At 65.3% G+C, this 24689-nt stretch carries 18 protein-coding genes and 1 pseudogene; 9 read left to right on the forward strand and 10 right to left on the reverse strand.

From position 1 onward, the window contains the following. Window positions 1–148: 148 nt before the first annotated feature. From ACE10W_RS01495 to ACE10W_RS01510, 4 genes are all read right to left on the reverse strand, one after another. A complete protein-coding gene (locus ACE10W_RS01495) occupies window positions 149–970 on the reverse strand; it encodes an MlaD family protein (protein ID WP_271557130.1) in 822 nt (273 codons plus the stop codon). Between the two features lie 174 nt (window positions 971–1144). Beyond that, window positions 1145–3364, reverse strand: a complete 2220-nt coding sequence (locus ACE10W_RS01500; protein WP_304550285.1) for an acetate--CoA ligase family protein — start codon at window positions 3362–3364, stop codon at window positions 1145–1147. A gap of 114 nt (window positions 3365–3478) precedes the next feature. Beyond that, window positions 3479–4048 carry a class GN sortase gene (locus ACE10W_RS01505; RefSeq protein ID WP_375762500.1) on the reverse strand — a complete coding sequence of 190 codons (570 nt, stop codon included), beginning with the start codon at window positions 4046–4048 and terminating at the stop codon, window positions 3479–3481. 178 nt (window positions 4049–4226) lie between these two features. Continuing rightward, on the reverse strand, window positions 4227–6491 hold the full coding sequence (locus ACE10W_RS01510) for a marine proteobacterial sortase target protein (RefSeq protein ID WP_304550287.1): 2265 nt from the start codon (window positions 6489–6491) through the stop codon (window positions 4227–4229). 184 nt (window positions 6492–6675) lie between these two features. Here ACE10W_RS01510 and ACE10W_RS01515 point away from each other — a divergent pair, with 184 nt between their 5' ends. Next, window positions 6676–7437: a helix-turn-helix transcriptional regulator gene (locus tag ACE10W_RS01515; RefSeq protein WP_304550288.1), complete on the forward strand. Its 762-nt coding sequence runs from the start codon at window positions 6676–6678 to the stop codon at window positions 7435–7437. 78 nt (window positions 7438–7515) lie between these two features. On the opposite strand, the gene ACE10W_RS01520 is transcribed toward ACE10W_RS01515, so the two are convergent. After that, complete coding sequence (locus tag ACE10W_RS01520) at window positions 7516–8739, reverse strand: ABC transporter substrate-binding protein (protein ID WP_038965212.1); 1224 nt, start codon at window positions 8737–8739, stop codon at window positions 7516–7518. A gap of 76 nt (window positions 8740–8815) precedes the next feature. Continuing rightward, on the reverse strand, window positions 8816–10366 hold the full coding sequence (locus ACE10W_RS01525; protein WP_304550289.1) for a long-chain fatty acid--CoA ligase: 1551 nt from the start codon (window positions 10364–10366) through the stop codon (window positions 8816–8818). A 262-nt stretch (window positions 10367–10628) separates the two neighbouring features. On the opposite strand from ACE10W_RS01525, the pseudogene ACE10W_RS01530 reads away from it, so the two are divergent. The 8 genes and pseudogenes from ACE10W_RS01530 (at window position 10629) to ACE10W_RS01565 (ending at window position 20673) form a co-directional block, all read left to right on the forward strand. Further along, window positions 10629–11765 (forward strand): annotated as a pseudogene (locus ACE10W_RS01530) (acyl-CoA dehydrogenase family protein). Between the two features lie 118 nt (window positions 11766–11883). Further along, the gene (locus tag ACE10W_RS01535) at window positions 11884–13050 is read left to right on the forward strand and encodes an acyl-CoA dehydrogenase family protein (protein ID WP_304550291.1); all 1167 of its coding nucleotides are present in this window, start codon (window positions 11884–11886) and stop codon (window positions 13048–13050) included. Continuing rightward, complete coding sequence (locus ACE10W_RS01540; protein ID WP_011083803.1) at window positions 13047–13703, forward strand: glutathione S-transferase family protein; 657 nt, start codon at window positions 13047–13049, stop codon at window positions 13701–13703. The genes ACE10W_RS01535 and ACE10W_RS01540 overlap by 4 nt, the downstream gene beginning before the upstream one ends. Before the next feature lie 298 nt (window positions 13704–14001). Next, window positions 14002–14802, forward strand: a complete 801-nt coding sequence (locus ACE10W_RS01545) for an AraC family transcriptional regulator (RefSeq protein WP_028172655.1) — start codon at window positions 14002–14004, stop codon at window positions 14800–14802. Between the two features lie 219 nt (window positions 14803–15021). Further along, window positions 15022–15888, forward strand: a complete 867-nt coding sequence (locus tag ACE10W_RS01550; RefSeq protein WP_161532951.1) for a 3-keto-5-aminohexanoate cleavage protein — start codon at window positions 15022–15024, stop codon at window positions 15886–15888. Window positions 15889–16008: 120 nt separating this feature from the next. After that, a complete protein-coding gene (locus tag ACE10W_RS01555; protein WP_028172657.1) occupies window positions 16009–17625 on the forward strand; it encodes an acyl-CoA carboxylase subunit beta in 1617 nt (538 codons plus the stop codon). Next, window positions 17622–19598: an acetyl-CoA carboxylase biotin carboxylase subunit gene (locus ACE10W_RS01560; RefSeq protein ID WP_304550294.1), complete on the forward strand. Its 1977-nt coding sequence runs from the start codon at window positions 17622–17624 to the stop codon at window positions 19596–19598. Before ACE10W_RS01555 ends, ACE10W_RS01560 begins: the two co-directional genes overlap by 4 nt. 262 nt (window positions 19599–19860) lie before the next feature. After that, window positions 19861–20673 (forward strand): hypothetical protein, encoded by an 813-nt coding sequence (locus ACE10W_RS01565; RefSeq protein WP_304550296.1) that lies wholly within the window; start codon window positions 19861–19863, stop codon window positions 20671–20673. Here ACE10W_RS01565 and ACE10W_RS01570 read toward each other — a convergent pair. From ACE10W_RS01570 to ACE10W_RS01585, 4 genes are all read right to left on the reverse strand, one after another. Next, window positions 20645–21631, reverse strand: a complete 987-nt coding sequence (locus ACE10W_RS01570) for an ABC transporter ATP-binding protein (protein WP_304550298.1) — start codon at window positions 21629–21631, stop codon at window positions 20645–20647. The two genes, ACE10W_RS01565 and ACE10W_RS01570, sit on opposite strands and share 29 nt — an antisense overlap. Continuing rightward, entirely contained in the window at window positions 21628–22632 is a 1005-nt protein-coding gene (locus ACE10W_RS01575) for an ABC transporter ATP-binding protein (RefSeq protein WP_304550301.1), read from the reverse strand. The genes ACE10W_RS01570 and ACE10W_RS01575 overlap by 4 nt, the downstream gene beginning before the upstream one ends. Further along, the gene (locus tag ACE10W_RS01580) at window positions 22632–23525 is read right to left on the reverse strand and encodes an ABC transporter permease (RefSeq protein ID WP_028172662.1); all 894 of its coding nucleotides are present in this window, start codon (window positions 23523–23525) and stop codon (window positions 22632–22634) included. Before ACE10W_RS01580 ends, ACE10W_RS01575 begins: the two co-directional genes overlap by 1 nt. 197 nt (window positions 23526–23722) lie before the next feature. Further along, the gene (locus ACE10W_RS01585) at window positions 23723–24670 is read right to left on the reverse strand and encodes an ABC transporter permease (RefSeq protein ID WP_011083812.1); all 948 of its coding nucleotides are present in this window, start codon (window positions 24668–24670) and stop codon (window positions 23723–23725) included. Between the last annotated feature and the right edge of the window lie 19 nt (window positions 24671–24689).

Raw genomic sequence — 24689 nt, forward strand, 5'->3', positions numbered from 1 at the left:
GCGTGCCCGCCCCTCATCGCGAACCCCCGGACAGGGGCGCCAAGTGTGTTCGCGGCGCAGCGCCAAGCCCCGACTGGCGGGGCAGTTCTACTGTGCATGGGGTTGTTTTCGAGATTTTTTGGCGGAGGGGCGGATCGGCTCGCCACGCCTACCGCTTCTTCTGCTCGGGCTTGCGCGGTGGCCGCGGCGGCACGGGCGTGCCGGCCATCTTGTTGGCGGTCTCGCTGACGTCGAGCAGCGAGCGACGAATGTCCTCGATGTAGCTCGCCGACTTCTTCCTCATGGTGTCGGTCAGCTCGCGCAGCCCCTGCACCGTCTCGAACAGCTCGTCGGCCCTGCCATCGACGAAGCCTGGCACCACGCCCTCGATCTTCGTGACCGCCTTGTCGAAGCCTGCGAAGGCGCTGTCGACCTTGGCCATGACGGAATCGATTTCGCCGCCCTTGCTCCTGAGGTCGGCGCTGGAGTTCTCGAATGTGCGGAGCCCCTCCTTGATCGCAGGGGCGTTGCTCACGATCGTGCGGTCGACACTGTGCAAGGTGTCGACGATGGATTCGACGTCGCTGAGATCGGCGGTGAGCACGGGAATGCCGTCCGAATCAAGCGGCACCGGCGGTGCGGAAGGCGCGCCGCCGATCAGGGAGACCGCGGCGACGCCGGTGAGACCCTGGAACTCGATTCCCGCCACGGTGTCCTTGCGGATCGGCGCGGAGTTGTCGAGCAACACCAGCGCCACGACCTTGCGGGGATTGTCCAGCTTGATCGACAGGATCTGGCCCGCGAGCACACCGTCGAAATTGACCGGGCCGCCCCGGCGCAAGCCGCTGGCGGAACCGCCTTCGAACACCACGCGCAACTGGCTGCGACTCTGGATGGTGCGCCATTTCTGTACGCCGAGCAGGCCGCCGAACGCCACGGCGATCACCGCCAGCGTCGCCGTCCCGATCACCAGATTGCTCGCGCGTGCCATGCGGATGCGATTTTACGACCAAAGCGGGGAAGTTGGAAGGAGTCCGAACGACCGCAATGCTAACGCGGGCGGGTTAACGACTTGTCCGCCGTAGCTCGAAGAGCGAAGGCGGAAGTGTAACCCGCCACTGCTCTTTGCCGCGCAAAATGGCGCGCTAGTCCGCCCAACGCGACATCAATGCCCGGCCGCGCGCTTTGCCGCGGCATTGTTCAGCACGATCAGGGCATCGACCGCCACGCCCGTCCTGGTGTTGATCAGGAACGGATTGATGTCGATCGAGGCGATCCGGTCGCCGGCATCCGCAATCAGGTTGGACAGGCCGACCAGCGCCTTCACCGCGGAGGCCTCGTGCAAGGCCGGCTTGCCGCGATAGCCGCGCATCTTGATGCCGGCCTTGGTGCGGCCGATCAGGAGCCGCGCCTCGGCCTCGTCGAGCGGCGCGCCGGCGAGCGCGACGTCCTTCATCAGCTCGATGTCGATGCCGCCGGTGCCGAACAGCACGACCGGGCCCATCTCGGCGTCGAGCGAGGCGCCGACCACGAGTTCGAGGTCGGCCTTGACCTGCTGCGCGATCAGGATGCCGTCGAGCCTCGGCTTGCCCTTCAGCCGCTTCACCCGCGCGGTGATATCGGCGAACGCCTTCCTCACCTCGGCCGCATTGCTCAGGTTCAGCACCACGCCGCCGATGTCGGACTTGTGCAGGATCTCGGCGCTGACGACCTTTGCCACGACCGGGAAGCCGATCTGTTTCGCGATCTTCACGGCTTCCGCCGCCGTCTGTGCGGTCGCTTCCTTCGAGGTCGGGATGCCATAGGCCTTCAGGAGCTTTTTCGAGGCGACTTCGTCGAGCGCGGCGCCGTTCGCCGATGTCAGCGCCTTTTCCAGCACGGCACGCGCGGCGGGTTTCGAGCTCGAGACGATGTCGGGGACTTCCTTGCGCAGCTTCGCATAGGCGAGCAGCGACTTGATCGCGGTGACCGCGCGGTCCATGCCCTGCATGACCGCGAGATGCGGCAGCGATTTGCGCAAGGACTTGGTGAACTCGGTGAAGCCGATCGACATCGCGCTGATGTAGATCACGGGCTTTGAGGCCCGGCTCGCCATCTCGTCGACGATGCGCAGGTTACGCTCGCGCAGCTCGTGCGGCATCTTCGGCAGCTCGGCATCGATGATGACGATGTCGATTTCGGGGTCGTCGATCATCAGCTTGATCGACTTCATGTAGACGGAGGGATCGACGACCGCGGCAAAGCCGGCGTCAAGCGGATTGCCTACGATCGATCCGGGCCCGAGCATCCTCGCCAGCTCCGAGCTGACATGCGGGCTCAGCGGCGCGAAGTTCAAGCCTTCCGCATAGAAGGCGTCGATCAGCATGCCGCGCTTGCCGCCGGACAGCGTGACCGCGGCGAGCCGGTCCCCGTTGGGTACGGCGGCGTGGACGAAGCATTCGGTGGTCTCGATCAATTCGTCGAGCCCGCCGACCCGGATGACACCTTCACGCGTTGCGATTGCGTCGAACGTCTCGATCGAGCCCGCCAGCGCTCCGGTGTGCGCCATCGCCGCGGCGCGGCCGCCCTCGGATGCGCCGAGCTTGAGCGCGATCACGGGCTTGCTCGCCGCGCGCGCCGCCTTGCAGGCGTCGCGAAAGGCCTTTGTGTTGCGCACGCCCTCGAGGTAGACGACGATCACCTTGACGCTCGGATCCTCCGCGAAATAGCGCATCAGGTCCGGCGTCTCGAGCCCGGCCTCGTTGCCGGTCGTGACCATGTAGCCGACGCCGACGCCGCGATCCTCCAGCGCCTGGCGGATCGCCATGACGATGGCGCCGGATTGCCCGGCGATCGCCACCGCGCCCTGCTCCATGGTGACGACACGGTCGTCGATATTGGTGAAGAGTTTTTCGCCGGCGCTTAAGTTGCCGAGGCAATTCGGGCCGGTGACGGCGAGGCCGGTTTCGCGGATGGCCGCTTGCAGTTCGGCGGCGAGCTTCTGGCTCTCGTCATCCTGCAACTCGCTGAAGCCGGAGGTGACGATGGTGGCCGAGCGCGCGCCGGCCGCGGCGGCATCGCGGATAACCTGCACGGCGAAACGGGCCGGCACCAGCACCAGGACATGATCGGGCTTTTCCGGGAGGGCTGCAAAATCCTTGTAGCAGGGCACACCCCAGATCGTCTCGCGCTTGGCGTTGACCGGATAGAGCCCGCCCTCGAAGCCGTATTTGACCAGATTGTTCCAGATGCGCTCGGCATAATTGCCGGGCTTGTCGGTCGCGCCCACCAGCACGATGTTGTGCGGGTGCAGCATGGCATGGATGCCTTTTACGATGTCGCTGGCGTCGGGCGATGGAGACCATGGGCGCGGAGAGGAGAATGCAGCAGATACGCGAGCTTCCATGGCGTGATCTCACCTGTTGTTCTTCTTGGTGGCGCGTCACTCTGTTCTATGGCGAGTTCTTCGCAGTAGCAACCACATGGTATGCCGTGTGATGGAATGAGCGATGCATCGCTGCTATTCATTCGCTCCCATCAGGACGCCATGCAGGACATAACGTTCGGGACCGGACGTGACGGCGTCGAACGGCCAGCAGGTGGCGAGCACGAGCTCGGCATCCTGTGTCGCGGGATCGATGCCCGATGCGTCGAAACGGACAACGGCCGAAGAATCCACGCGATAGCGGAAATGCCTGCCGTCGCGGCGGGTGATCTCGATCACGTCTCCGATCGCAACATTCCGCAAGAAGCGGAAATGCGTATCGCGATGGGCGGCATAGACGGCAACGCCGCGTTCGCCGGCATCGACTGTCCGCTCGATATGGCCGGGTCCGAAAGCAAGCGTCTGGCCGCTCGTGCCGTCCAGAACGATCGCACTGGCGCCGATCCGCTTCACCTCGATCCGGGCGACCGGCCAGGTGTCGGCCCATGACCATGGCTTGACCACCTCTCCCGTCGCGACGTTTCTGTCGAACGCGCGTTCCAGCAGCACCTGCGCGAGCCACGCCTTGGCATGGATATAGGCGCCGTCGCCGAACAGGACGGCGCCGATCAGCGCGAGAACCAGGGGAGAGATGAGGCGGGGCATTGAGTATCTCTTGTTCGTCGTTCCGGGGCTCGCGTAGCGAGAATCCGGAACCTCGAGATTCCGGGTTCGGCTCTACGAGCCGCCCCGGAATGACATTCCCAAAAAAGGCGCGCGCGGCCGTTGGGTAGGGGACGGGCAGCCGCGCGCGCTAACAGAGGAGTTCGGGGAGGCTCCTCTCTCAAGCGGCGTCAGTGAGCAAGGGCTGACGCCGGTTGAACACGAACAGGATCAGGGCGAGCACGATCAGGACCAGACCTCCGATCATCTTCAGCTCGGCTGAGGTGGCGGTCTTGGGCAGGCGGATCGCGTCGGGCGCGGCGGGGGTCGGCCGCCTTGCCGCCGGCTGGTTGCGCGCATCGGCATGGCGTTCGCGCAGCTGCGTCGGCACCAGCTGCGGCCGTTCGCCGAAGATCTTCTCGAAATCCCAGCCGGCCGGCAGATTGATCGGCAATTCGCTGAGCTTGAGCGGTTCGCCTTCGGGGCGGCTCGGCGTCTTGTCGATCGCGACGAGGCTGGTGAGCCGCGTGACGATCTGATGGTCGAGCGCCAGCGCCAGGATCGCCTTGTCGGCCTCTTCCGACGTCATCTCGCGCATCGTGCGCGCCACTTCGGCGTCGCCGATCTTGCGCCTGGCCCAGAGTTTTGACAGGCCCTTGCCTTCGGCGGCATTTTGCAACGGCAGCGTCACCGACCACGGACGGTCGCCGACGCGCCCCTTGATCTCGAGCGAGCCTGCGAGCTTGTCGAGCCTGGCCGCCAGCACCAGGGGCTCGTCGCGATAGACGTCCGGAATGATCGCCGGGGTGACGTCGGCCGTGGCTTCGGAGAACTTTGCGCTGAGGCCGGTCACCGCCGGATTTTCCAGCTTCGCGAACAGGCCGCGCATGCGCTCCTCGACCTGCTCGACAGAGCCGATATGGGTGAAGGCGCCGCGGCCGAGCTCGGAAGCGCGCGTCATCAGATAGGTGTTGGGCGCGGACCCGATGCCGACCATGAACACGCGCGAGCGGCCGCGCATCGCCGTGATCGTCTCGAACAATTGCTGCTCGTTGCCGATCGCGCCGTCGGTCAGGAACACGACCTGGCGAACCATGCCGGTGTCACCGATCTTGTCGGTCAGCGCGGCGCGCATCGCCGGCACCATCTCGGTGCCGCCGCGCGCCTGCAAGGCGCTGACGAACGAGGTAGCTTCGCCGACATGGGCGGCATCCGCCGGCACGGAGGCCGGAAACAGCACGTCCATGGTATCGTCGAAGCGGATGACGTTGAAGCGGTCGGCCGGCTGGAGGCGGCCGAGGGCGTAGAGCAGGCTCGCCTTGGCCTGGACGATCGAGGTGCCACCCATCGAGCCCGAATTGTCGATCACGAACACGACCTCGCGCGGCAGCGGCTTCTGCGTCGCCTGCTCGGCGCTCGGCGGCGTGACGAAGGCGAGCAGGTAATCGGCATCGCCGACATGCTCGCGGAACAGGCCGACCGACGGTGCTTTCTGAGCCGCCGGCTTCCACGTCAGTTCGAAATCGCGGTCGGCGGGCACCGCGCCGTCGGCGAGCGTGACGATGCGCGTCGCGTTGTCCGGGCTCTCGATCTTGACGTTACGATGGTGGCTCTTGACCTCGCCGAGCGCAAAGCCGGCCTTCAGACGCACTGTGATGCTGGTCGGGTTAGCGGGCGCATTCCTGACGGGATCCAGCACCGTCGGGGAAATGCGCTCGCGGTCGGGCACGGGATCGGACGTGGCGGCGCCCCAGCCGGAGCCGTCGTTGCGGAAGTCGACGCTCTGCACGATCGGCGCCGGATTGTAGCGCGGCGCGACCACCAGCGGCACGCGGAGCGAATATTCATTGCCGGATTGATGCACCGGCTCCTGATATTCGATCTGCACCAGCACGGTTTCGCCGGGACCGATATTCGCCACCGAGTTGGTGAAGATGTTGGGCCGCTCCTGCTCGGTGAGCGCGGCCTTCTGGCCGGCGCTGCGCGCCTGTTCGTAGATCACGCGCGCCTGCTGCCGCTCCTTGATGTCGCCGACGATGACGCGGTCGCCGACCACCATCTTCAGCGTGTCGACGGCGCCATTGGTCGCGAGCGGATAGACATAGGTGGCCTCGACCCAGTCCTTGGTCGGATTGCGGAACACCTGGGTGACGCGGGTGCGCAGCGTCGGGCCCGATACCGAGATGTCGATATCGATGCCGAGGCGGATCGCTTCGGTGGTGGCGCCATCTTCCTTCAGTAGGAGGGTGCCGGACCTGGCATCGCCGGGCTGGAGCAGGCTGGCCTGTTCGGTCGTTGCCGACCAGCTCGTCCCGAAGCTCACCAGCAAGGCCACGAAGGCGACCAGCATCACCGCGATGCCCTGCGCGAGAAGAAACAATCCGAGCTTGATCAGCCGGCTCAGCATGGGATGTTCGTCGCTGTCGGCTGTGTCGTAGGTATTCATCTGGCCTGCTCCCGAAGGATGTTTGCAGGCTCAGCATCCGCCGGGAGGGCCTGATTTCGCGAGCAGAATGATCGGCAATGTTCCGCCGCGGCCGGCCCGGGCGGGCGGCGGACGGGTGGCCATGTGCGGTTTTGTGCTGGTTTGTCCGCCCTGCTAGAATGGTGCTCCCAAGGCAGGGGTGACGATGCAGACGCAGGGCGACAAGCAGCTTTCGGACGAGCAGAGCCGCGAGATCGCGGAGACCATTCGCGAGGAGCTCGCCAGGCGCCGGATCTCCCGGCAGGCGCTGGCCGAGCAGGCCAAGCTCAGCCTGTCGACGCTGGAGAAGGTGCTCGGCGGCCGCCGGCCGTTCACGCTGGCGACGACGGTCCGGCTGGAGCAGGCGCTAGGCGTGTCCTTGCGCAAGAGCGTCGTCGTCGTGACGCCTGCGGCCGCGAACGATGTCGCGCCCGACAGCCTCGGCTCCTATGCGCATCGCGCGGTGACCTGGCTCGAGGATGTCTACATCACGCTGCGGCCGTCGTTTGGCGACAAGGACGCGATCTTCGCCTACCGCACCGAAATCTTGTGGGAGCCGACGGTCTCGTCGCTGGTCTTCCGCGAGGGCGATCGGACCGATGCCGCCTATGAGCATACCGGCGAGGTCGCCGTGCCGCATCAGTCCGGCTTCATCTATCTCGTCATCATCAAGCACGGCCAGCATCGCGTGATCACGGTGTCGCGGCCGACGGTCGCCGGCGAGATGTACGGCATCATCTCGACGCTCCGCGCCGGTCCCGGCTCGCAGCTGACGCCGATTGCAGCACCGATCGCCTACGTGCCGCTCAGGAACGTTCCGACGCCGTCCTTGGGACGGGTCGCGTCCGGCGACGCCAACTATGAGCTGTACCGAAAACACCTGCGCCGCACGGTGGAAGAGCCGTTCGCGCTGTTCCTGCCGGCATAGGTTCACCCTGGAGATCCGCGGATAAAGAGATGGCGGCCCCGTGGCCGCCATCCCCCCGCACGGACAGTTCGCCGAGAACTAGCCGCTCGGCTCCGCGCTGATGATGGGGCCGAACAGTTCCCACTGGCCGTTCTTGAACCGCCACATCTTGAGCTGTTCGATCGGCGCGAAGTCGGTGGGCGAGGTGTTGATCTTGATCCCCGGGATCAGCGTATCGGGGGCGAAGTCCTTCAGGCTGGCGGCCTGCTTCATCACGTTCTCGCGGGTGAGATTGTCGCCCGCCTGCTTCAGCACCTGCACCATCGTCTGGGCCGCGGCATAGCCGTAGACCAGATTAGCGTCCGAGATGTTTGCGCCGGGCATGTATTTGTCGATGAAGGCCATGAACTTCTTCATGCCCTCGTCGTCCTTCCATTGCGGATCCGACGCGTCCTTCAGATAACCGGCCGATAGCACGCCCTCGGAGGCTTCGAGGCCGGCGGGCTTCATTACCGCGCCGATGGACACCGAGACATCAGTCATCAGGTGCATCGGCTTCCATTCCAGCTCCGCGATCTTCTTGATGGCTTGCGCCGCGAATTTCGGGGTCGAGATGTTCACGAAGACGTCCGCGCCGGTGCCCTTGAGCTTGACGATGTGCGAGTCGATCGATGGCTCCGAGGTCTCGTAGCTCTCCTCGGCCACGATCAGCTTCGATGCCTTGTCGCCGAACACGTCCTTGATGCCGGCGACGTAGTCTTTGCCGAAATCGTCGTTGGCATAGAAGATCGCGACCTTCGCGTCCGGCTTCTCCTTCAGGATATATTTTGCGAAGATCCGCGCCTCGACCCGGTAGCTCGGCTGGAAGCCCATCGTCCACGGGAAATTTTGCGGGTCGTTCCACTTGCTGGCACCGGTGGCGAGGAAGAGCTGCGGGATCTTCTTGGCGTTGTGATATTTCTGCACGGCGGTCTGGGTCGGCGTGCCCAGCGCGTTGAACACCAGGAACACTTCGTCGCTCTCGATCAGCTTGCGGACCTGCTCCACGGTCTTGGGCGGCGAGTAGCCGTCATCATAGGAGATCCAGTTGATCTTGCGGCCGTTGATGCCGCCCTGGTCGTTGATCATCTTGAAATAGGCTTCCTCGGTCTTGCCGATGACGCCGTAAGCGGAGGCGGGGCCGGAATAGGCCTCGACATTGCCGATCTTGATCTCGGTGTCGGAGGCGCCGGTATCGTACCTCTTCTGTGCGTAAGCCCCTTGAACCGAGAGCAATGTCAGGGCCGTCGCCGCCGCGAGCAGGACGCGTTTCTTGTTTTTCATGGAAATTCCTTGGGTTTCTTGTGGGTCGGAGCAGGCACTACAAAAAGAAAAAGCGCCCGCGAGAGGGGCGCTTTGGTCAGGCGTTGGCGACTTTCTTGTCGACTTCGGTGGCCGCCGAGAATTCCTTGCGCAAGGTCGGCTTGTGGATCTTGCCGGTGGCGTTGCGCGGCAGCGCATCGACGAAGCGAATTTGGCGTGGGCATTTGAAGCGCGCGAGATTGGCCGCGCAATGTGCGAAGACGTCGGTTTCCGTCAGCCTTTGTCCCGGCTTGACCGCGACGATGGCAAGGCCCACCTCGCCCCATTGCGGATCGGGAATGCCGATGACGGCGGCCTCGGCGATGGCGCCAAGCTGGTGCAGGACGTTCTCGACCTCGGCCGGATAGACGTTCTCGCCGCCCGAGATGTACATGTCCTTCCAGCGGTCGACGATGTAGTAGAAGCCTTCCTCATCGACGCGTGTCGCATCGCCGGTGTGGAGCCAGCCGTCGGTGAAGGAGGATTTGTTCGCCTCCGGCCTGTTCCAGTAGCCGGGCGTGATGTTTGGTCCCTTCACCCAGAGCTCGCCAAGCTCGCCGACATCGGCGTCGCTGCCGTCGGGTCGCACGATGCGGACTTCCGTGTGCAGCACCGGCTTGCCGGCGGAGCCGGCCTTGCGCGCCGCATCCTCGCGGTCGAGCACCAGCACGGCCGGCGAGGTCTCGGTCATGCCATAGCCCTGCTGGAGTGCGACGCCGCGCGCCTCCCAGACCTTCAGCAGCGGCACGGGCATTGGCGCGCCGCCGACACCGCCGACGATCAGCCGGGTAAGGTCGGTCGTTGCGAAAGCGGGATGCTGCGCCATGAACTGGTAGATCGCGGGGACGCCGAAGAACACGTTGATGCCCTGCGCGGGGTCGTTGATCAGGCCGAGCGCCGTGCCGGGATCGAAGGCCCGCATAATCATCACGGTGCCGCCGGCATGCAGCACCGGATTGGTGTAGCAATTCAGCCCGCCGGTATGGAACAGCGGCAGCACGGTGAGCAGCACCGAGGACGGTCCGATGCAGGCGGGACCGCCGAGATTGACGCAATTCCAGAACGTCATGCCGTGGGTGATGGTCGCGCCCTTCGGATGACCCGTGGTGCCGGACGTGTACATGATGGTCGAGACGTCATCGAGTGTGACCTCCTCGATCCGGTCGAGCGGCTTTGCGGCGGCGATGCCGGCCTCGTAGGCCCCGCCGGGGCCGAGCAGCAGGCTGGTCGCTACACCGCAGAGCTTGGCGACGCTCAGCGCCGTCTCGGCGAGGTCGGCATCATGGATCATCACCTTCGGCGCGCAATCAGCGGTGATGAACTGGAGTTCGGGAACGGTGAGGCGGGTGTTCAGCGGCACGAAGATCGCACCTAACCGCCCGCAGGCGAACTGCACCTCCAGCGTATCGGTCGTGTTCAGCGCCAGCACCGCGACGCGGTCGCCGCGCGAGACCTTCAGCGTGTGACACAGGAACGAGGCGAGACGCGAGACCCTCGCATCCAGCTGCGAATAGGTGAAGCGGCGCTCGCTCGCGAGGTCGATGACCGCGACCTTGCCAGGCGTGCGGCGGCCATGATGGGCGATCCAGTCGTAGTAACGAACGGCCAAAAAACCCTCCCTCGGCGGTCTTGTGCCGCCTGTATCCCTATTGCCGTGCAATGCCCGGCGTGGCCCTGGGGCCAGCCGGAGTTTGTGCAACACGTCTTTTTTGATTTGGAGTTGGCGCGCGAGGGGCGAAAATCGTCTTGCGTTGAGTTGCTAGGTGATGGCCTGCTGAATGGCCTTCCCGGGTCAGCCACTCCGCGCAAGTGAGCTGCCCAGGTTCCAGCCATGGTGGATGAGACGAATCCGTCCGCGAGGCGAGAGTGCGATGAAGAACCCGTTCTATACCGCCGAGCACGATGCCTTCCGCGACGTGATGCGCCGCTTTGTCGAGAAGGAGATCTCGCCCTTCGCCCATGAATGGGACGAGGCCGGCGAATTTCCCCGCGCGCTCTATCGCAAGGCGGCGGAGATCGGCCTGCTGGGGCTCGGATTCCCCGAGGAATATGGCGGGATTGCCGCCGACCAGTTCATGAAGATCGTGGCGAGCCAGGAGCTGGCGCAGGCCGGCGCCGGCGGCGTCAGCGCCAGCCTGATGAGCCACACCATCGGCTCGCCGCCGATCGCGCGTGCGGCGCGGCCGGAGGTGAAGGCGCGCGTGCTGCCGCAGGTGCTGGCAGGCGAGAAGATCTCCGCGCTCGCGATCACCGAGCCGGGCGGCGGCTCGGACGTTGCAAACCTTCGCACGCGGGCGCGGCGGGACGGCGATCACTACGTCGTGAGCGGCGAGAAGACCTTCATCACCTCGGGCATGCGCGCCGATTATCTGACCGTCGCCGTGCGTACGGGCGGCGAGGGCGCCGGCGGCGTCAGCCTGCTCCTGATCGCGGGCGACACGCCCGGCCTGTCCAGGACAAAACTGAAGAAGATGGGCTGGTGGGCCTCCGACACCGCGACGTTGCATTTCGACGACTGCCGCGTGCCGGCCGAAAATCTGATCGGCGAGGAGGGCCAGGGCTTCAAGATCATCATGCAGAATTTCAACAGCGAGCGCATGGGCATGGCGGCGGGCTGCACCGCCTTCGCACGCGTCTGCCTCGACGAGGCGATTGCCTACGCCAAGGAACGCAAGACCTTCGGCAAGCCGCTCGCCCAGCATCAGGTCATCAGGCACAAGATTGTCGACATGGCGCAGAAGGTCGCGGCCTCGCAGGCGATGCTGGAGATGCTGGCCTGGCGTCTGGAGCAGGGCGAAAGTCCGGTCGCCGAAATCTGCATGATGAAGAACTAGGCAACGCAGACCATGGCGTTCTGCGCCTCGGAAGCGGTGCAGATATTCGGCGGCGCCGGCTTCATGCGCGGCATCAAGGCCGAGCGCATCTACCGCGAGGTCAAGGTCAACGCCATCGGCGGCGGTACCGAGGAGATCATGAAGGATCTGGCGTCGCGGCAGATGGGGCTGTGACCTTCGCCGTCATTCCGGGGCGGCGCGAAGCGTCGAACCCGAAATCTCGATATTGTAGGACTCATCTCTGGATTCCGGGTTCGCGCTTCGCGCGCCCCGGAATGACGAAGGGAAAGAAATGCTATTCACCGCCGACCACGACGACATCCGCCGCTCCCTGCAAAAATTCATCGCGAACGAGATCAATCCGCACGTCGACGAATGGGAGAAGGCCGATATCTTCCCCGCGCACGCGCTGTTCAAGAAGATGGGCAACCTCGGCTTCCTCGGATTGAACAAGCCGGTCGAATTCGGCGGCTCGGGGCTCGACTATTCCTATGCGCTGATGATGGCGGAGGAGCTCGGGGCCATCACCTGCGGCGGCGTGCCCATGGCGATCGGGGTGCAGACCGACATGGCGACGCCGGCGCTGGCGCGGTTCGGCTCCGACGAGGTGCGGCGCGAATTCCTGGCGCCCTCGATTGCGGGTGATTTCGTCGCCTGCATCGGCGTCTCCGAGCCCGGCGCCGGCTCCGACGTCGCCTCGATCAAGACCGCTGCGCGCTCCGACGGCGACGACTATGTCATCAATGGCGGCAAGATGTGGATCACCAACGGCACCCAGGCCGACTGGATCTGCCTGCTCGCCAACACCGGCGACGGGCCCGTTCACCGCAACAAGTCGCTGATCTGCGTGCCCATGAAGGCCAAGGGCGTCACGGTCGCCCGCAAGCTCGACAAGATGGGCATGCGCTCGTCCGACACCGCGCAGATATTCTTCGACAATGTCCGCGTGCCCAAGCGCAACCGGATCGGCGAGGAGGGCGAGGGTTTTACCTACCAGATGATCCAGTTCCAGGAGGAGCGGCTGTGGGGCGCGGCCGCCTGCCTCAAGGCGCACGAATACATCATCAACGAGACCATCGAATACACCCGCAACCGCAAGGCTTTTGGCCAGAGCATCCTCGACAACCAGGTCGTGCACTTCAAGCTCGCGGAGATGCAGACCGAGGTCGAGCTGCTGCGCGCACTGATCTATCGCGCCGGTGAGGCGCTGGTGGCGGGTGAGGACGTGACCAGGCTCGCGACCATGGCCAAGTTGAAGGCCGGCCGGCTCGGCCGGGAGCTCACCGACGCCTGCTTGCAATATTGGGGCGGAATGGGCTTTACCAACGAGACGCCGGTCAGCCGTGCCTATCGCGACAGCCGTCTGACCTCGATCGGCGGCGGCGCCGACGAGGTCATGCTGATGGTCCTGTGCAAGATGATGGGCACGCTGCCCGGCAGCAAAGGGAATGCATCATGATCACGCTCTATCACTGCGACGCCGCACGCTCGTTCCGTCCGCTCTGGATGCTGGAGGAGATGGGGCTGCCGTACGAGTTGAAGATGCTGCCGTTCCCGCCGCGGGTGTTCGCCAAGGAGTATCTCGCGCTCAACCCGCTCGGCACGATTCCCTTCATGATCGACGGTGAGACGAAGATGACGGAGTCCTCGGGCATCTGCCACTACCTCGGCACCAGATACGCCCCGACGCCGCTGATGGTGGACGTCGAGGATCCCGCCTATGGCGCGTTCCTGAACTGGATGTATTTCAGCGATGCCACGTTAACCTTCCCGCAGACGCTGGTGCTCCGCTACACCCAGCTCGAGCCGGAGGAGCGCCGCAATCCGCAGGTCGCCGGCGACTATGCCAAATGGTTCCTGGGCCGGCTGCGCGCCGTTGAGGCAGCGACCGCGAATGCCGAAACCTTGTGCGCCGGCCGCTTCACCGCCGCCGACATTGTGATCGGCTACGCGCTTCGCCTCGCCGACAACATCGGGCTCGCCAAGGATTTCGGGCCAAACGTCGCAGCCTATTGGGCGCGATTGCAGCAGCGCGAGGGCTTCAAGCGCGCCGTTGCTGCGGAGCAGAAGGCTGGAGTCGAGCAGAATGTCGCGCCGCGGGTAAGGGCGTAGTTGTCGTCCTGGCGAAAGCCAGGACCCATTACCCCGGTAATCGTTTGGAGTGGGAGGTGTAACCGTCGACCTTCGCCAAATTCCTTACTGTGGGAATGGGTCCTGGATCCGCGCTCCGCTTCGCTGCGCTTGTCCAGGACGACGATGCTGGAGAGAGTTCCGGGTTCGCCCAACGGCCTACCGGAACCGCTGCCCTTTTGCGCGCCCTGACAGCGCTATCCCTTCGTGACAGCGCTCAAATTTGCGCTAAGGTGATCTTCGTCCGCAGCGGCCAGAGAGCCGCGCGAGGAGGACCCCAATGGAAGATAACGGTCGCGAATCCGACCATCTGATGCTGATCACGCCGGAACGGGTGTTTTATGCCGGCCTGCTCGGCCGCCCACGCAAGCGGACCCCCGGCTGCTGCCATGTCTATGTGGCGGTCAAGGGCAACCTGCACCTGACGATCGACGATGTCCTCGCCACCGGCGAGCTGTTCGTCACCCTGCCGAACCAGCGGCATTCCATTGCCGGCGACTACCGCACTGCAATCAGCGTGACGCTCGAGCCCGAAAGCATGCCGGATGGCGTGATCGAGGCTTTGGCCGAGCGGCTGACCGGACCGGACCGGGCTGTCTATGCCCGCAAGATCCTCGCCGCCTACGCGCTGCTGCGCCAGCGCCGCTACGGCGACATCACCACCGCCGAATTCGACGAGATGTGCTTTGGTGAGGCGCTGCCGCGCCGCGTGCTCGATCCGCGGGTGATGCGCGCGGTCGCGCGCATCGGGCGCTTCTCCGGCGAGCCGGTGACGGCGGATACTTGCGCGGCCGAAGCAGGTCTTTCCGCCTCGCGCTTCCTGCATCTGTTCAAGGAGGAGACCGGCATCTCGTTCCGCTCCTTCCGCGCCTGGAAGCGCGCGCGGCACTTGCTGCATTTCGCCAACCAGGACCTCAACCTCGCCCATCTCGCGCAGGACATCGGCTATCCCGATAGCACGCATTTCAGCCACTCGATCCGCCGCTTCTACGGCTTGAAGCCGCGCGCGATCTTCGTCGGCTCGCGCGATCTTGCGATCTATCGCAGCACCGAGACGGTGAGGCTCGCGGAAGCGAGCTAGGCTCGCTCTCGTAGGGTGGGCAAAGCGAAAGCGTGCCCACCATTTTCACCGAATACCAAGACGTGGTGGGCACGGCGCAAGAGCGCCTCTGCCCACCCTACGCACCTACAACTCGCTATTTTCCAGCTTCTCCGCGCAAGAAGCCGCATGCCGCGCGTCACATGATCGCAAGCGTTGAATTCTCAACGTGCGAGACATCCAAGTCATGAGCGTCAAGGCATGAGCGACAAGGCCGTCATCACCTGCGCGCTGAACGGCGTGCTCACCGACCCCAAGCAGCACAACGTGCCGGTGACGCCGGAGCAGATGGCGCGCGAGGCCAAGGCTGCGTTCGATGCCGGCGCCAGCATCATGCACATCCATCTGCGTCAGCAGGCGCCGAACAAGGGGCACCTGCCGTCCTGGGAGGTCAGTGTCAGCAAGGAGATCCAGCAGGCGATCCGCGAAGCCTGCCCGGGCGTGATCATCAACCACACCTCGGGCGTGTCGGGGCCGAACTACTCAGGCGCGCTCGACTGCATCCGCGAGACCAGGCCGGAGATCGCCGCCTGCAACGCCGGCTCGCTGAACTATTTGAAAGTGAAGGCCGACAACACCTGGGCCTGGCCGCCGATGATGTTCGACAACGCCGTCGAGAAGGTGAAGGACTATCTCGACGTCATGAACGCGGTCGGCACCATCCCCGAGTTCGAATGCTTCGATGTCGGCATCGTCCGCTGCGTCGGCATGTACACCCAGGTTGGCATGTACAAGGGCCCGCTCGAATATAACTTCGTGATGGGCGTCGCCTCCGGCATGCCGTCGGATCCCGACCTGTTGCCGATCCTGATCAAGCTGAAGCGTCCGGAGGCGCATTGGCAGGTCACGGCGATCGGCCGCGAGGAGATCTGGCCGCTGCACCAGCGCTGCGCCGAGCTCGGCGGTCACCTGCGCACCGGCCTCGAAGACACCTTCTATCTCGCCGACGGCACGAAGGTGACGTCGAACGGCCAGCTCATCGAAGCCGTCGCCGCCTGTGCCCGCCGCGCCGGCCGCGAGATCGCAAGCCCCGCCGAGGCGCGGAAGATCTTTGGGACGAATCGGTAAGCCACACTCCGTCATTCCGGGATGGCCCGAAGGGCCAGGCCTGGAATCCATAACCACGATCGGGAATATGGATTCCGGGCTCGCGCTACGCGCGCCCCGGAATGACGGGAAGGAGCATTAATGTCCATTCTCGAAAATACCATTTCCCCCGGCAGCGCGGCCTACCACGCCAACCGCGACGGCATGCTGGGTCTGATCGACCGCATGCGCGCGCTGGAAGAGCGCACGCGTGCCGCATCGGCCGCAGCAAAGGACCGCTTTCACAAGCGCGGTCAGCTGCTGCCGCGCGAGCGCGTCGCGCTGGTGCTCGATCCCGGCGCGCCCTTCATCGAGCTGTCGACGCTCGCCGGCTACATGTTCGACGTGCCCGATCCGAACAAGAGCGTGCCGGGCGGCGGCGTCATCGCCGGCATCGGCTTCGTCTCGGGCATCCGCTGCATGGTCAGCGCCAGCGATTCCGGCATCGACGCCGGCGCGCTGCAGCCGTTCGGCCTCGACAAGACGCTGCGGGTGCAGGAGCTCGCGCTGGAGAACAAGCTGCCCTACGTGCAGCTGGTCGAAAGCGCCGGCGCCAATCTCTTGCGCTACCGCGTCGAGGATTTTGTTCGCGGCGGCAACATCTTTCGCAACCTGGCGCGGCTCTCGGCGGCGGGCCTGCCGGTCGTGACCGTAACGCACGGCTCATCGACCGCGGGCGGCGCTTATCAAACGGGCCTGTCCGACTACATCGTCATGGTGCGCGGCCGCACCCGCGCCTTCCTCGCAGGTCCGCCACTGCTGAAAGCCGCAACCGGCGAGATCGCGACCGAGGAAGAGCTTGGCGGCGCCGAGATGCACACCCAGGTCTCCGGCCTCGGCGACTATCTCGCTGAGGACGATCGCGACGCGCTGCGCATCGCGCGCGAGATCATGGCGGCGCTGGAATGGGAGCGGCCAGACGGAGCTGCTCCGCAATTCAAGCCGCCGCGCTACGACCAGGACGAGCTGCTCGGTATCATGCCGATGGACCACAAGCGCCCCGTGGACATGAAGCAAGTGATTGCCCGCATCATCGATGATTCCGACTTCACCGAGATGGCGCCGAATTACGGCCCGGCCACCGTCTGCGGCCATGCCCGCATCGAGGGCCAGGCCATCGGCATCATCACCAACAACGGCCCGCTCGATCCTGCCGGCGCCAACAAGGCAACGCATTTCATCCAGGCTTGCTGTCAGACCCGCACGCCGCTGCTCTATCTCAACAACACCACCGGCTACATGGTCGGCAAGGCCTATGAGGAAGCCGGCATGATCAAGCACGGCTCCAAGATGATCCAGGCGGTGACGTCGGCGACGGTGCCGCAGATCACCATCTATTGCGGCGCCTCGTTCGGCGCCGGCAATTACGGCATGTGCGGGCGCGGCTTCCATCCGCGCTTCTGCTTCTCCTGGCCGAACGCCAAGACGGCGGTGATGGGCGGCGAGCAGGCCGCCGAGACCATGGCCATCGTGACGGAAGCCGCCGCCGCGCGGCGCGGCAAGCCGATCGAGAAGGACAAGCTCGATGCGATGAAGGCGCAGATCGTCGGCGTGTTCGATGGTCAGATGGACGTGTTCTCGACCAGCGCGCGCGTGCTCGACGACGGCGTGATCGATCCGCGCGACACCCGGGCGGTCCTCTCCGAAGTGCTCGCGATCTGCCGCGAAGGCGACGCACGCAGGCCCCAGCGCATGCAGTTTTCGGTGGCCCGGCCATGAGGAACGGATCAGTGCAGCACCGGCCGTTCTTCAAGGTCCTGATCGCCAACCGCGGCGAGATCGCGTTGCGGGTGATGCGCAGCGCGCGCAAGCTTGGCCTCGGCGTCGTCGCGGTCTATTCCGACGCGGATCGCGATGCGCTCCATGTGCGGCAGGCCGATCAGGCCGTGCGCATCGGCGAGGCGCTGCCGGCGCAATCCTATCTCAACATCCCCGCGATCATTGCCGCGGCGAAAGCCAGCGGCGCGGATGCCGTCCATCCCGGCTACGGTTTCCTCGCCGAGAACGAGGACTTTGCGCAGGCCTGCAAGGACGCCGGTCTCGTCTTCATCGGCCCGTCGCCCCAGGCGATCGAGGCGATGGGCAACAAGGCCGGTGCCAAGGAGATCATGCGGAAGGCCGGTGTGCCCTGCGTGCCCGGCTATCAGGGCCTTGAGCAAGGCGACGAGGTCATGCTCGCGGAGGCCAAGAAGATCGGCTTTCCCGTGATGATCAAGGCGGTGGCCGGCGGTGGTGGCCGCGGCATGCGGCTCGTGACCGATGCTGCATCCTTCCCCGACGCGCTGCGCAGCGCGCGGTCGGAGGCGAAGGCTGCGTTCGGTGATGCCACGGTCATCCTCGAACGCGCGATCCAGAATCCACGCCATATCGAAATCCAGGTGTTCGGCGACAACCACGGCAACGCCATTCATCTCGGCGAGCGTGACTGCTCCGTGCAGCGGCGGCACCAGAAGCTGATCGAGGAAGCGCCGTCGCCGGCCGTCACGCCGGAGCTGCGTGCGAGAATGGGCGAGGTCGCCGTCGCCGCGGTGAAGGCGCTGCGTTACGAGGGCGCCGGCACGCTGGAATTCCTGCTCGATGCGAGCGGGGAGTTCTACTTCATGGAGATGAACACCCGTCTCCAGGTCGAGCATCCCGTGACCGAGGCGATCACGGGGCTAGATCTCGTCGAGCTGCAGCTGCGCGTCGCGCGCGGCGAGCAATTGCCGGTGAGGCAGCAGGACATCCGCTTCGCAGGTCACGCCATCGAGGTGCGGCTCTGCTCGGAAGATGCCGCGCAGGATTTCATGCCGCAGTCCGGCAGCATGGCGCGCTGGCAGGTGCCGGATGGCATCCGCGTCGAGCACGCGCTGCAATCAGGCTCGGAGATCCCGCCGTTCTACGATTCCATGATCGCCAAGGTGATTAGCCACGGCGCGACACGCGAGGAGGCGAGGGGGCGGCTGATCGTCGGCCTGGAGCAGCTCACCGCCTTCGGCGTGACCACCAACCAGGCCTTCCTGATGTCCTGCCTGCGTCATCCCGGCTTTGCCAGGGGCGAGGCGACGACGGCGTTCATCGGCGCGCATCGCGACGAGCTGCTGGCTCCCCCGGCGGACGCGGCGTTCGGCACGGCGCTGGCAGGCCTGCTGCTCTACGTCACAAATCCGCGCGCGCCGTCATGGCGGGGCGGCCGGAGCCTGTCGGCAACGTTTCCGCTTCCTGCGAATATCGAGATCGCCGGCCAGGCGCGCGAACTCGAAGTTACGCGAGAGCGGGATGGTGGGTACACCGTCGCCACCGACGGCCGGCAGGACAAGTTCGAAATTGATCAGCTCGATCCTGACGGGATCCGCTTCCGTCACGACGGTATGATGGACAGCGCCAAATTCCTGCGCGATGGCGATCGGCTCTATCTCCAGCATCGCGGCTTTCCGCTCGCGGTGACCGACTTCACTCTCGCTGCGCCAAAGGCGGCGGCAACCAACGGCGGCGACGGAAAAGTCCGCGCCGCCATGAACGGCCGCGTCGTCGCCGTCCTGGTCAAGCCGGGCGACCGCGTCGCCGCCGGCCAGCCGGTGCTGACGCTGGAAGCGATGAAAATGGAGCACGTCCACAAGGCCGGCATCGACGGCGTGGTCGCCGCGATCGACGTCACCGAGGGTGAGCAGGTGACCACGGGCAGGATCGTCGCGGAGATCGGAGCGGGGTAGCGCGGCAAATTCGATTGCGAGCGCAGCGAAGCAATCCAGAATCTTTCCGCGGCGGCAGTCTGGATTGCTTCGCTGCGCTCGCAATGACGACGGAGATGCTGCCCCGAACTCAACTCGCTGCGGGTTGCGGGCCTCCGTCTCGTATGGAATCGTAAATAATTTCAAATAGATGTTAGAAATTTGCATCGATAGCGCGATTCATATTGAACAATGTTCACTAGTGGATTACCAATACTGAACATTGTTCAAATACGGAGCTCCCATGTTGTGCGCACATGACCACGCTCAAAAGCCCAATGTCACGTTCCCCTCAACGCCCCGTCGGTTCGCCGAACCTACAGTTTGCGAAAAATGCCTGATCGGCGCGCTCTTCGTTCTGGCACTGGCGGCGCTGCTGGCGCCGACACTGCCCGCCGCCGCGTGGCACATCCCGCATTTCGTCGACGCCCGCTCCTGGCTCGGCGTGCCCAATGCCGGCGACGTACTGAGCAATCTCGCCTTCCTCGCGATGGGCGTCTGGGGCTCGGAGCGGCTGCGCGCCCGTCATGATGCACCCGTGGGAGCAAGCTGGTTTTTTGTGGGACTGATCCTCACTTGCTTAGGCTCGGGCTTCTATCATCTGGACCCCGACATGCCGCAACGGCTCGTGGCTGATCGTCTCGGCATGGCGGTGGCGTTCGCAGGATTCCTGGGCATCGCGGCCAGCGAGCGCATCAGCGTGCGCGCGGGCGAGGCGGTGCTGGTGCTGATGATGGTTGCGGGCCTGCTCGCGGCCTGGGTGGCACGCGAGAACCTCACGCCATGGGTGGTCGTGCAGTTCGGCGGCATGGCGTTGGCCGTGGGACTGGCCCTGACACGGCCCCGGCCTGGTGCGCTTGGCGTGCCGCTCGGCGGCGTGATTTTCTTTTATGTGCTGGCCAAGCTTTTCGAGCTCGGCGACGAGGCCGTTTTCGAAGCGACAGGGCATATCGTCTCGGGCCACACACTCAAGCACCTGGCTGCTGCGCTGGCGGCTTGGCCGGTGATCCGGGCGTTGGCGCCTGCTGCTATTGGCCCCGCCCAGTCCCGTCATTGAGCAAACACGCCACCTGGTGCCCGTCGCCCGCATCTAACAGCGCCGGCCGCTCCGTCCTGCACCGGTCCATCGCGAACCGGCAGCGCGTGTGAAACGCGCAGCCGGATGGCGGATTGACCGGGCTCGGCACGTCGCCGTCGACCAGCGGCGCGAGCTTCTTCGCGAGCGGGTTGGCGATCGGCACCGAGGCGAGCAGGGCCTGCGTGTAGGGATGGCGCGGGTTCCTGAACAGCTCGTCCTTGGCGGCGATCTCGACGATGCGGCCGAGATACATCACCGCGACGCGGTGGCTGATATGGGCGACCACGGCGAGGTCGTGCGCGATGAAGAGATAGGAGAAGCCGTGCTGGCGTTGCAGGTCGATCAGCAGATTGATCACCTGCGCCTGGATCGAGACGTCGAGCGCGGAGACCGGCTCGTCGCAGACGATCAGGCGCGGCCCCAGCGCGAGCGCCCGTGCGATGCAGATGCGCTGGCGCTGGCCGCCGGAGAATTGATGCGGAAAGTTGCGCATCTGGTCGGGCCGCAGGCCGACCTGCTCGAACAGCTTTGCAGTCCGCGCTTCCAGCTCCTTGCCGCTCGCGAGCCCGTGCACGGCCAGCGGCTCTCCGACAATGTCGCCCGCGGTCATGCGCGGATTGAGCGAGGCAAAGGGGTCCTGGAACACGATCTGCATCGAGCGACGGTGCGGGCGCAGCGCCGCCTTGGAAAGATGCGTGATGTCCTCGCCCTCGAGACGGATCTGGCCCGAGGTCGGTTCGACCAGCCGCAGCACGCTGCGCGCCACCGTCGACTTGCCGCAGCCGGACTCGCCGACCAGCCCCAATGTTTCGCCGACACCAACCGTGAACGAGACGCCGTCCACCGCGTGCACGGTGCCGACCTGCCGGCGCAACACGCCGGCGCGCACCGGGTAGTGCTTCCTAAGGTCGGTGACCTCGAGCAGCGCTTCGGTCATGCGACCTCCGCGACGTCAGCCGCGCGCCAGCAGGCGGCGAGATGGCCGCCGCCCCAATCCTGCAATGGCGGGTACTCCTCGCAGCGCTTGATCGCGAGCTTGCAGCGCGGCGCGAAGGCGCAGCCCTGTGGCAGCCGCACCAGCGACGGCACGGTGCCGGGAATTTCGTTGAGCCGCGCCTGCGTCGCGGCGCCGGACGCCGGCACCGACGGAATCGAGGCCATCAGCCCGCGCGTATAGGGGTGTCTGGGATCGGCGAACAACGCCTCGACGCTGGCTTCCTCGACCTTCCTGCCCGCATACATCACGATCACGCGCTGCGCGGTCTGCGCGACGACGCCGAGATCATGCGTGATGAGCACGAGCCCGGTGCCGAGCTCCTTCTGGAGGTCGAGGATCAGCGCCAGGATCTGCGCCTGGATGGTGACATCCAGCGCGGTGGTCGGCTCGTCCGCGATCAGCAGCGCCGGCCGGCAGGCCAGCGCCATCGCGATCATCGCGCGCTGACGCATGCCGCCCGACAACTGGTGCGGATATTCGCGCGCGCGCCGTGCCGGCTCTGGAATCCGTACCAGCCGCAGCATCTCGACTGCGATGTTCCGGGCTTCTTTGGCCGACATCACCCGGTGCAGCCGCACGGCCTCGACGATCTGGTCGCCGATCCGCATGACGGGATTGAGCGACGTCATCGGCTCCTGGAAGATCATGGAGATGCGGTTGCCCCTGACGGCGCGCATCTCCGCTTCGTCCAGCGTCAACAAATCGGTGCCTTCGAGCGAGACCGACCCGCCGACGATGCGGCCGGGCGGATCGGGCACCAGCCGCATCAGCGACAGCGCGGTGACGCTCTTGCCGCAGCCGGACTCGCCGACGATCGCCAGCGTCTCGCCGCGCCTGACGGTGAAGGAAACATCATCGACGGCCTTGAAGAGACCGGAGTTCGTGAAGAACACCGTCTTCAGGTTCTTCACTTCGAGCACGAGATCGGATTTATCAGCCATCAGCCGCGCTGCCGGGGATCGAGGATGTCACGCAGGGCGTCGCCGAACAGGTTGGCGCCGAACACGGCGAGGCTGATCGCGATCCCCGGGAAGATCACCAGCCACGGCGCGGTGCGGGCATATTCGGCAGCGGATTCCGACAGCATGCGGCCCCAGGACGGATAAGGCTCGGGAATGCCGAGGCCGAGGAAGGAGAGCGAGGCTTCGGTCAGGATCGTCGAGCCGAGCTGGGCGGTCGCCAGCACGATCAGCGGCGCCAGCGTGTTCGGCAGCACGTGGCGGAGCGCGATGCGCACCTCGCTCATGCCGATCGACTTGGCAGCTTCGATAAAGGGTAGCTCACGCAGCGCCAGCGTGTTGGCGCGGACAACACGCGACACGGTCGGGATCAGCGGAATGGCAATGGCGATGATGACGTTCGGCAAGGACGGACCGAGTGCGGCGGTCATGATCAACGCCAGGACCAGCAATGGAAGCGCCTGGAGGACGTCGGAGACACGCTGGAACACCAGATCGACCCAGCCGGAGAGATAACCGGACGTCAGCCCGACGATCACGCCGATCGTGCCGCCGAGCGCGGTCGAGCCGATGCCGACGGCAAGCGAGATGCGCGAGCCATGAATGATGCGGCTGAAGACGTCGCGGCCGAAGGAATCCGTCCCCATCCAGTGCGCCAGGCTTGGGCGGGCCAGCGCACGGGCGGCGTCGATCGTCAGGGGGTCATAGCGTGCAATGAAATCGGCAAAGATTGCGGTCAGCACGAACGCCGTCATGATGACGAGCCCCGCAGCGCCGAGCACATGCCGCTGCGCCAGAAACAGCACACGCCGCCAGCCCCCGGTCGCATGCATGCCGGCGCGCCTGAGTTCGAGATCATAGTCGATCGTAGCCATGTGAGCTCTATCTTCCCCCTCTCCCCGCTTGCGGGGGGAGGGTCGGGGTGAGGGGGGCTCTCCAAGGGGGAGGTGAGAATTGGACCCGCGGAGACTCCCCCTCACCCGAATTTGCGCTTTGCGCAAATTCGACCTCTCCCCGCAAGCGGGGAGAGGTGAAGGGGAGCGCGCTCGCGGCGTGAGCAATAGTCATCAGATCAATCCGTGTACCGGATACGCGGGTCGAACACCGCATACAGCATGTCGACGATGAAATTCGCGCTGACCACCACCACGGCGATCAGCATCACGAGGTTCTGCACGATCGGATAATCGCGCCAGCGGATCGCCTCGACCAGGAAGCGTGCGACACCGGGGATGTTGAACACGGTCTCGGTGACGATCAGGCCGCCGATCAGGAACGCGGCCTCGATCCCGATCACGGTGATGACGGGCAGGATCGCGTTCTTCAGCGCATGCTGGTAGTTCACCGCGGCGTCGGACGCGCCCTTGGCGCGCGCGGTGCGGATGTAATCCTGCCGCAGCACCTCCAGCATCGAGGAGCGGGTGATGCGCATGGTCAGTGCCGAACTGCGGAATCCGACCACCATCGCCGGGATGCAATAGGTTGCAACCGCCTCCCCAAAACTCTGGGGGTTGGGATTGAACAGCGGCATCTGGCCGAACATCGCCACCGACGCCGTGAGGACCAGCAGCCCCAGCCAGAATGACGGCAGCGACAGGCCGGAAAGACTGACGACGCGCAGCGCGTAGTCGAGCCGCGTTCCCTGCTTCACCGCGCTGATGACGCCCAAGGGAATCCCGATCGACGCCGAAAACAGCAGTGCCAGGCCGGCAAGCCGCGCCGTGATCGGGATCCGCGGCAGGATCTCCTGAAGCGCCGGCTTCTCCGAGACATAGGAGTAGCCGAAATCGCCGCGCAGGAAGCCGCTGATCCAGTGCCAATATTGCACCACCAGCGGCTGGTCGATGCCGAGCTCCTTCTCCAGATTGGCCTTGTCGGCGGGATCGACATAGCCGGCCGCGGCGAACAGGATGTCGACGATGTTGCCGGGCACGATGCGCAGCAGGAAGAAGATGACGACCGAGATCCCGAACAGGGTCACGAGCATCAGGAACAGGCGCCGCACCAGATAGGCAAACATCCCGCGCCCTCCCGTCGAA

The sequence above is a fragment of the Bradyrhizobium sp. B025 genome (genome assembly GCF_042257955.1).
Taxonomy (GTDB): domain Bacteria; phylum Pseudomonadota; class Alphaproteobacteria; order Rhizobiales; family Xanthobacteraceae; genus Bradyrhizobium; species Bradyrhizobium diazoefficiens.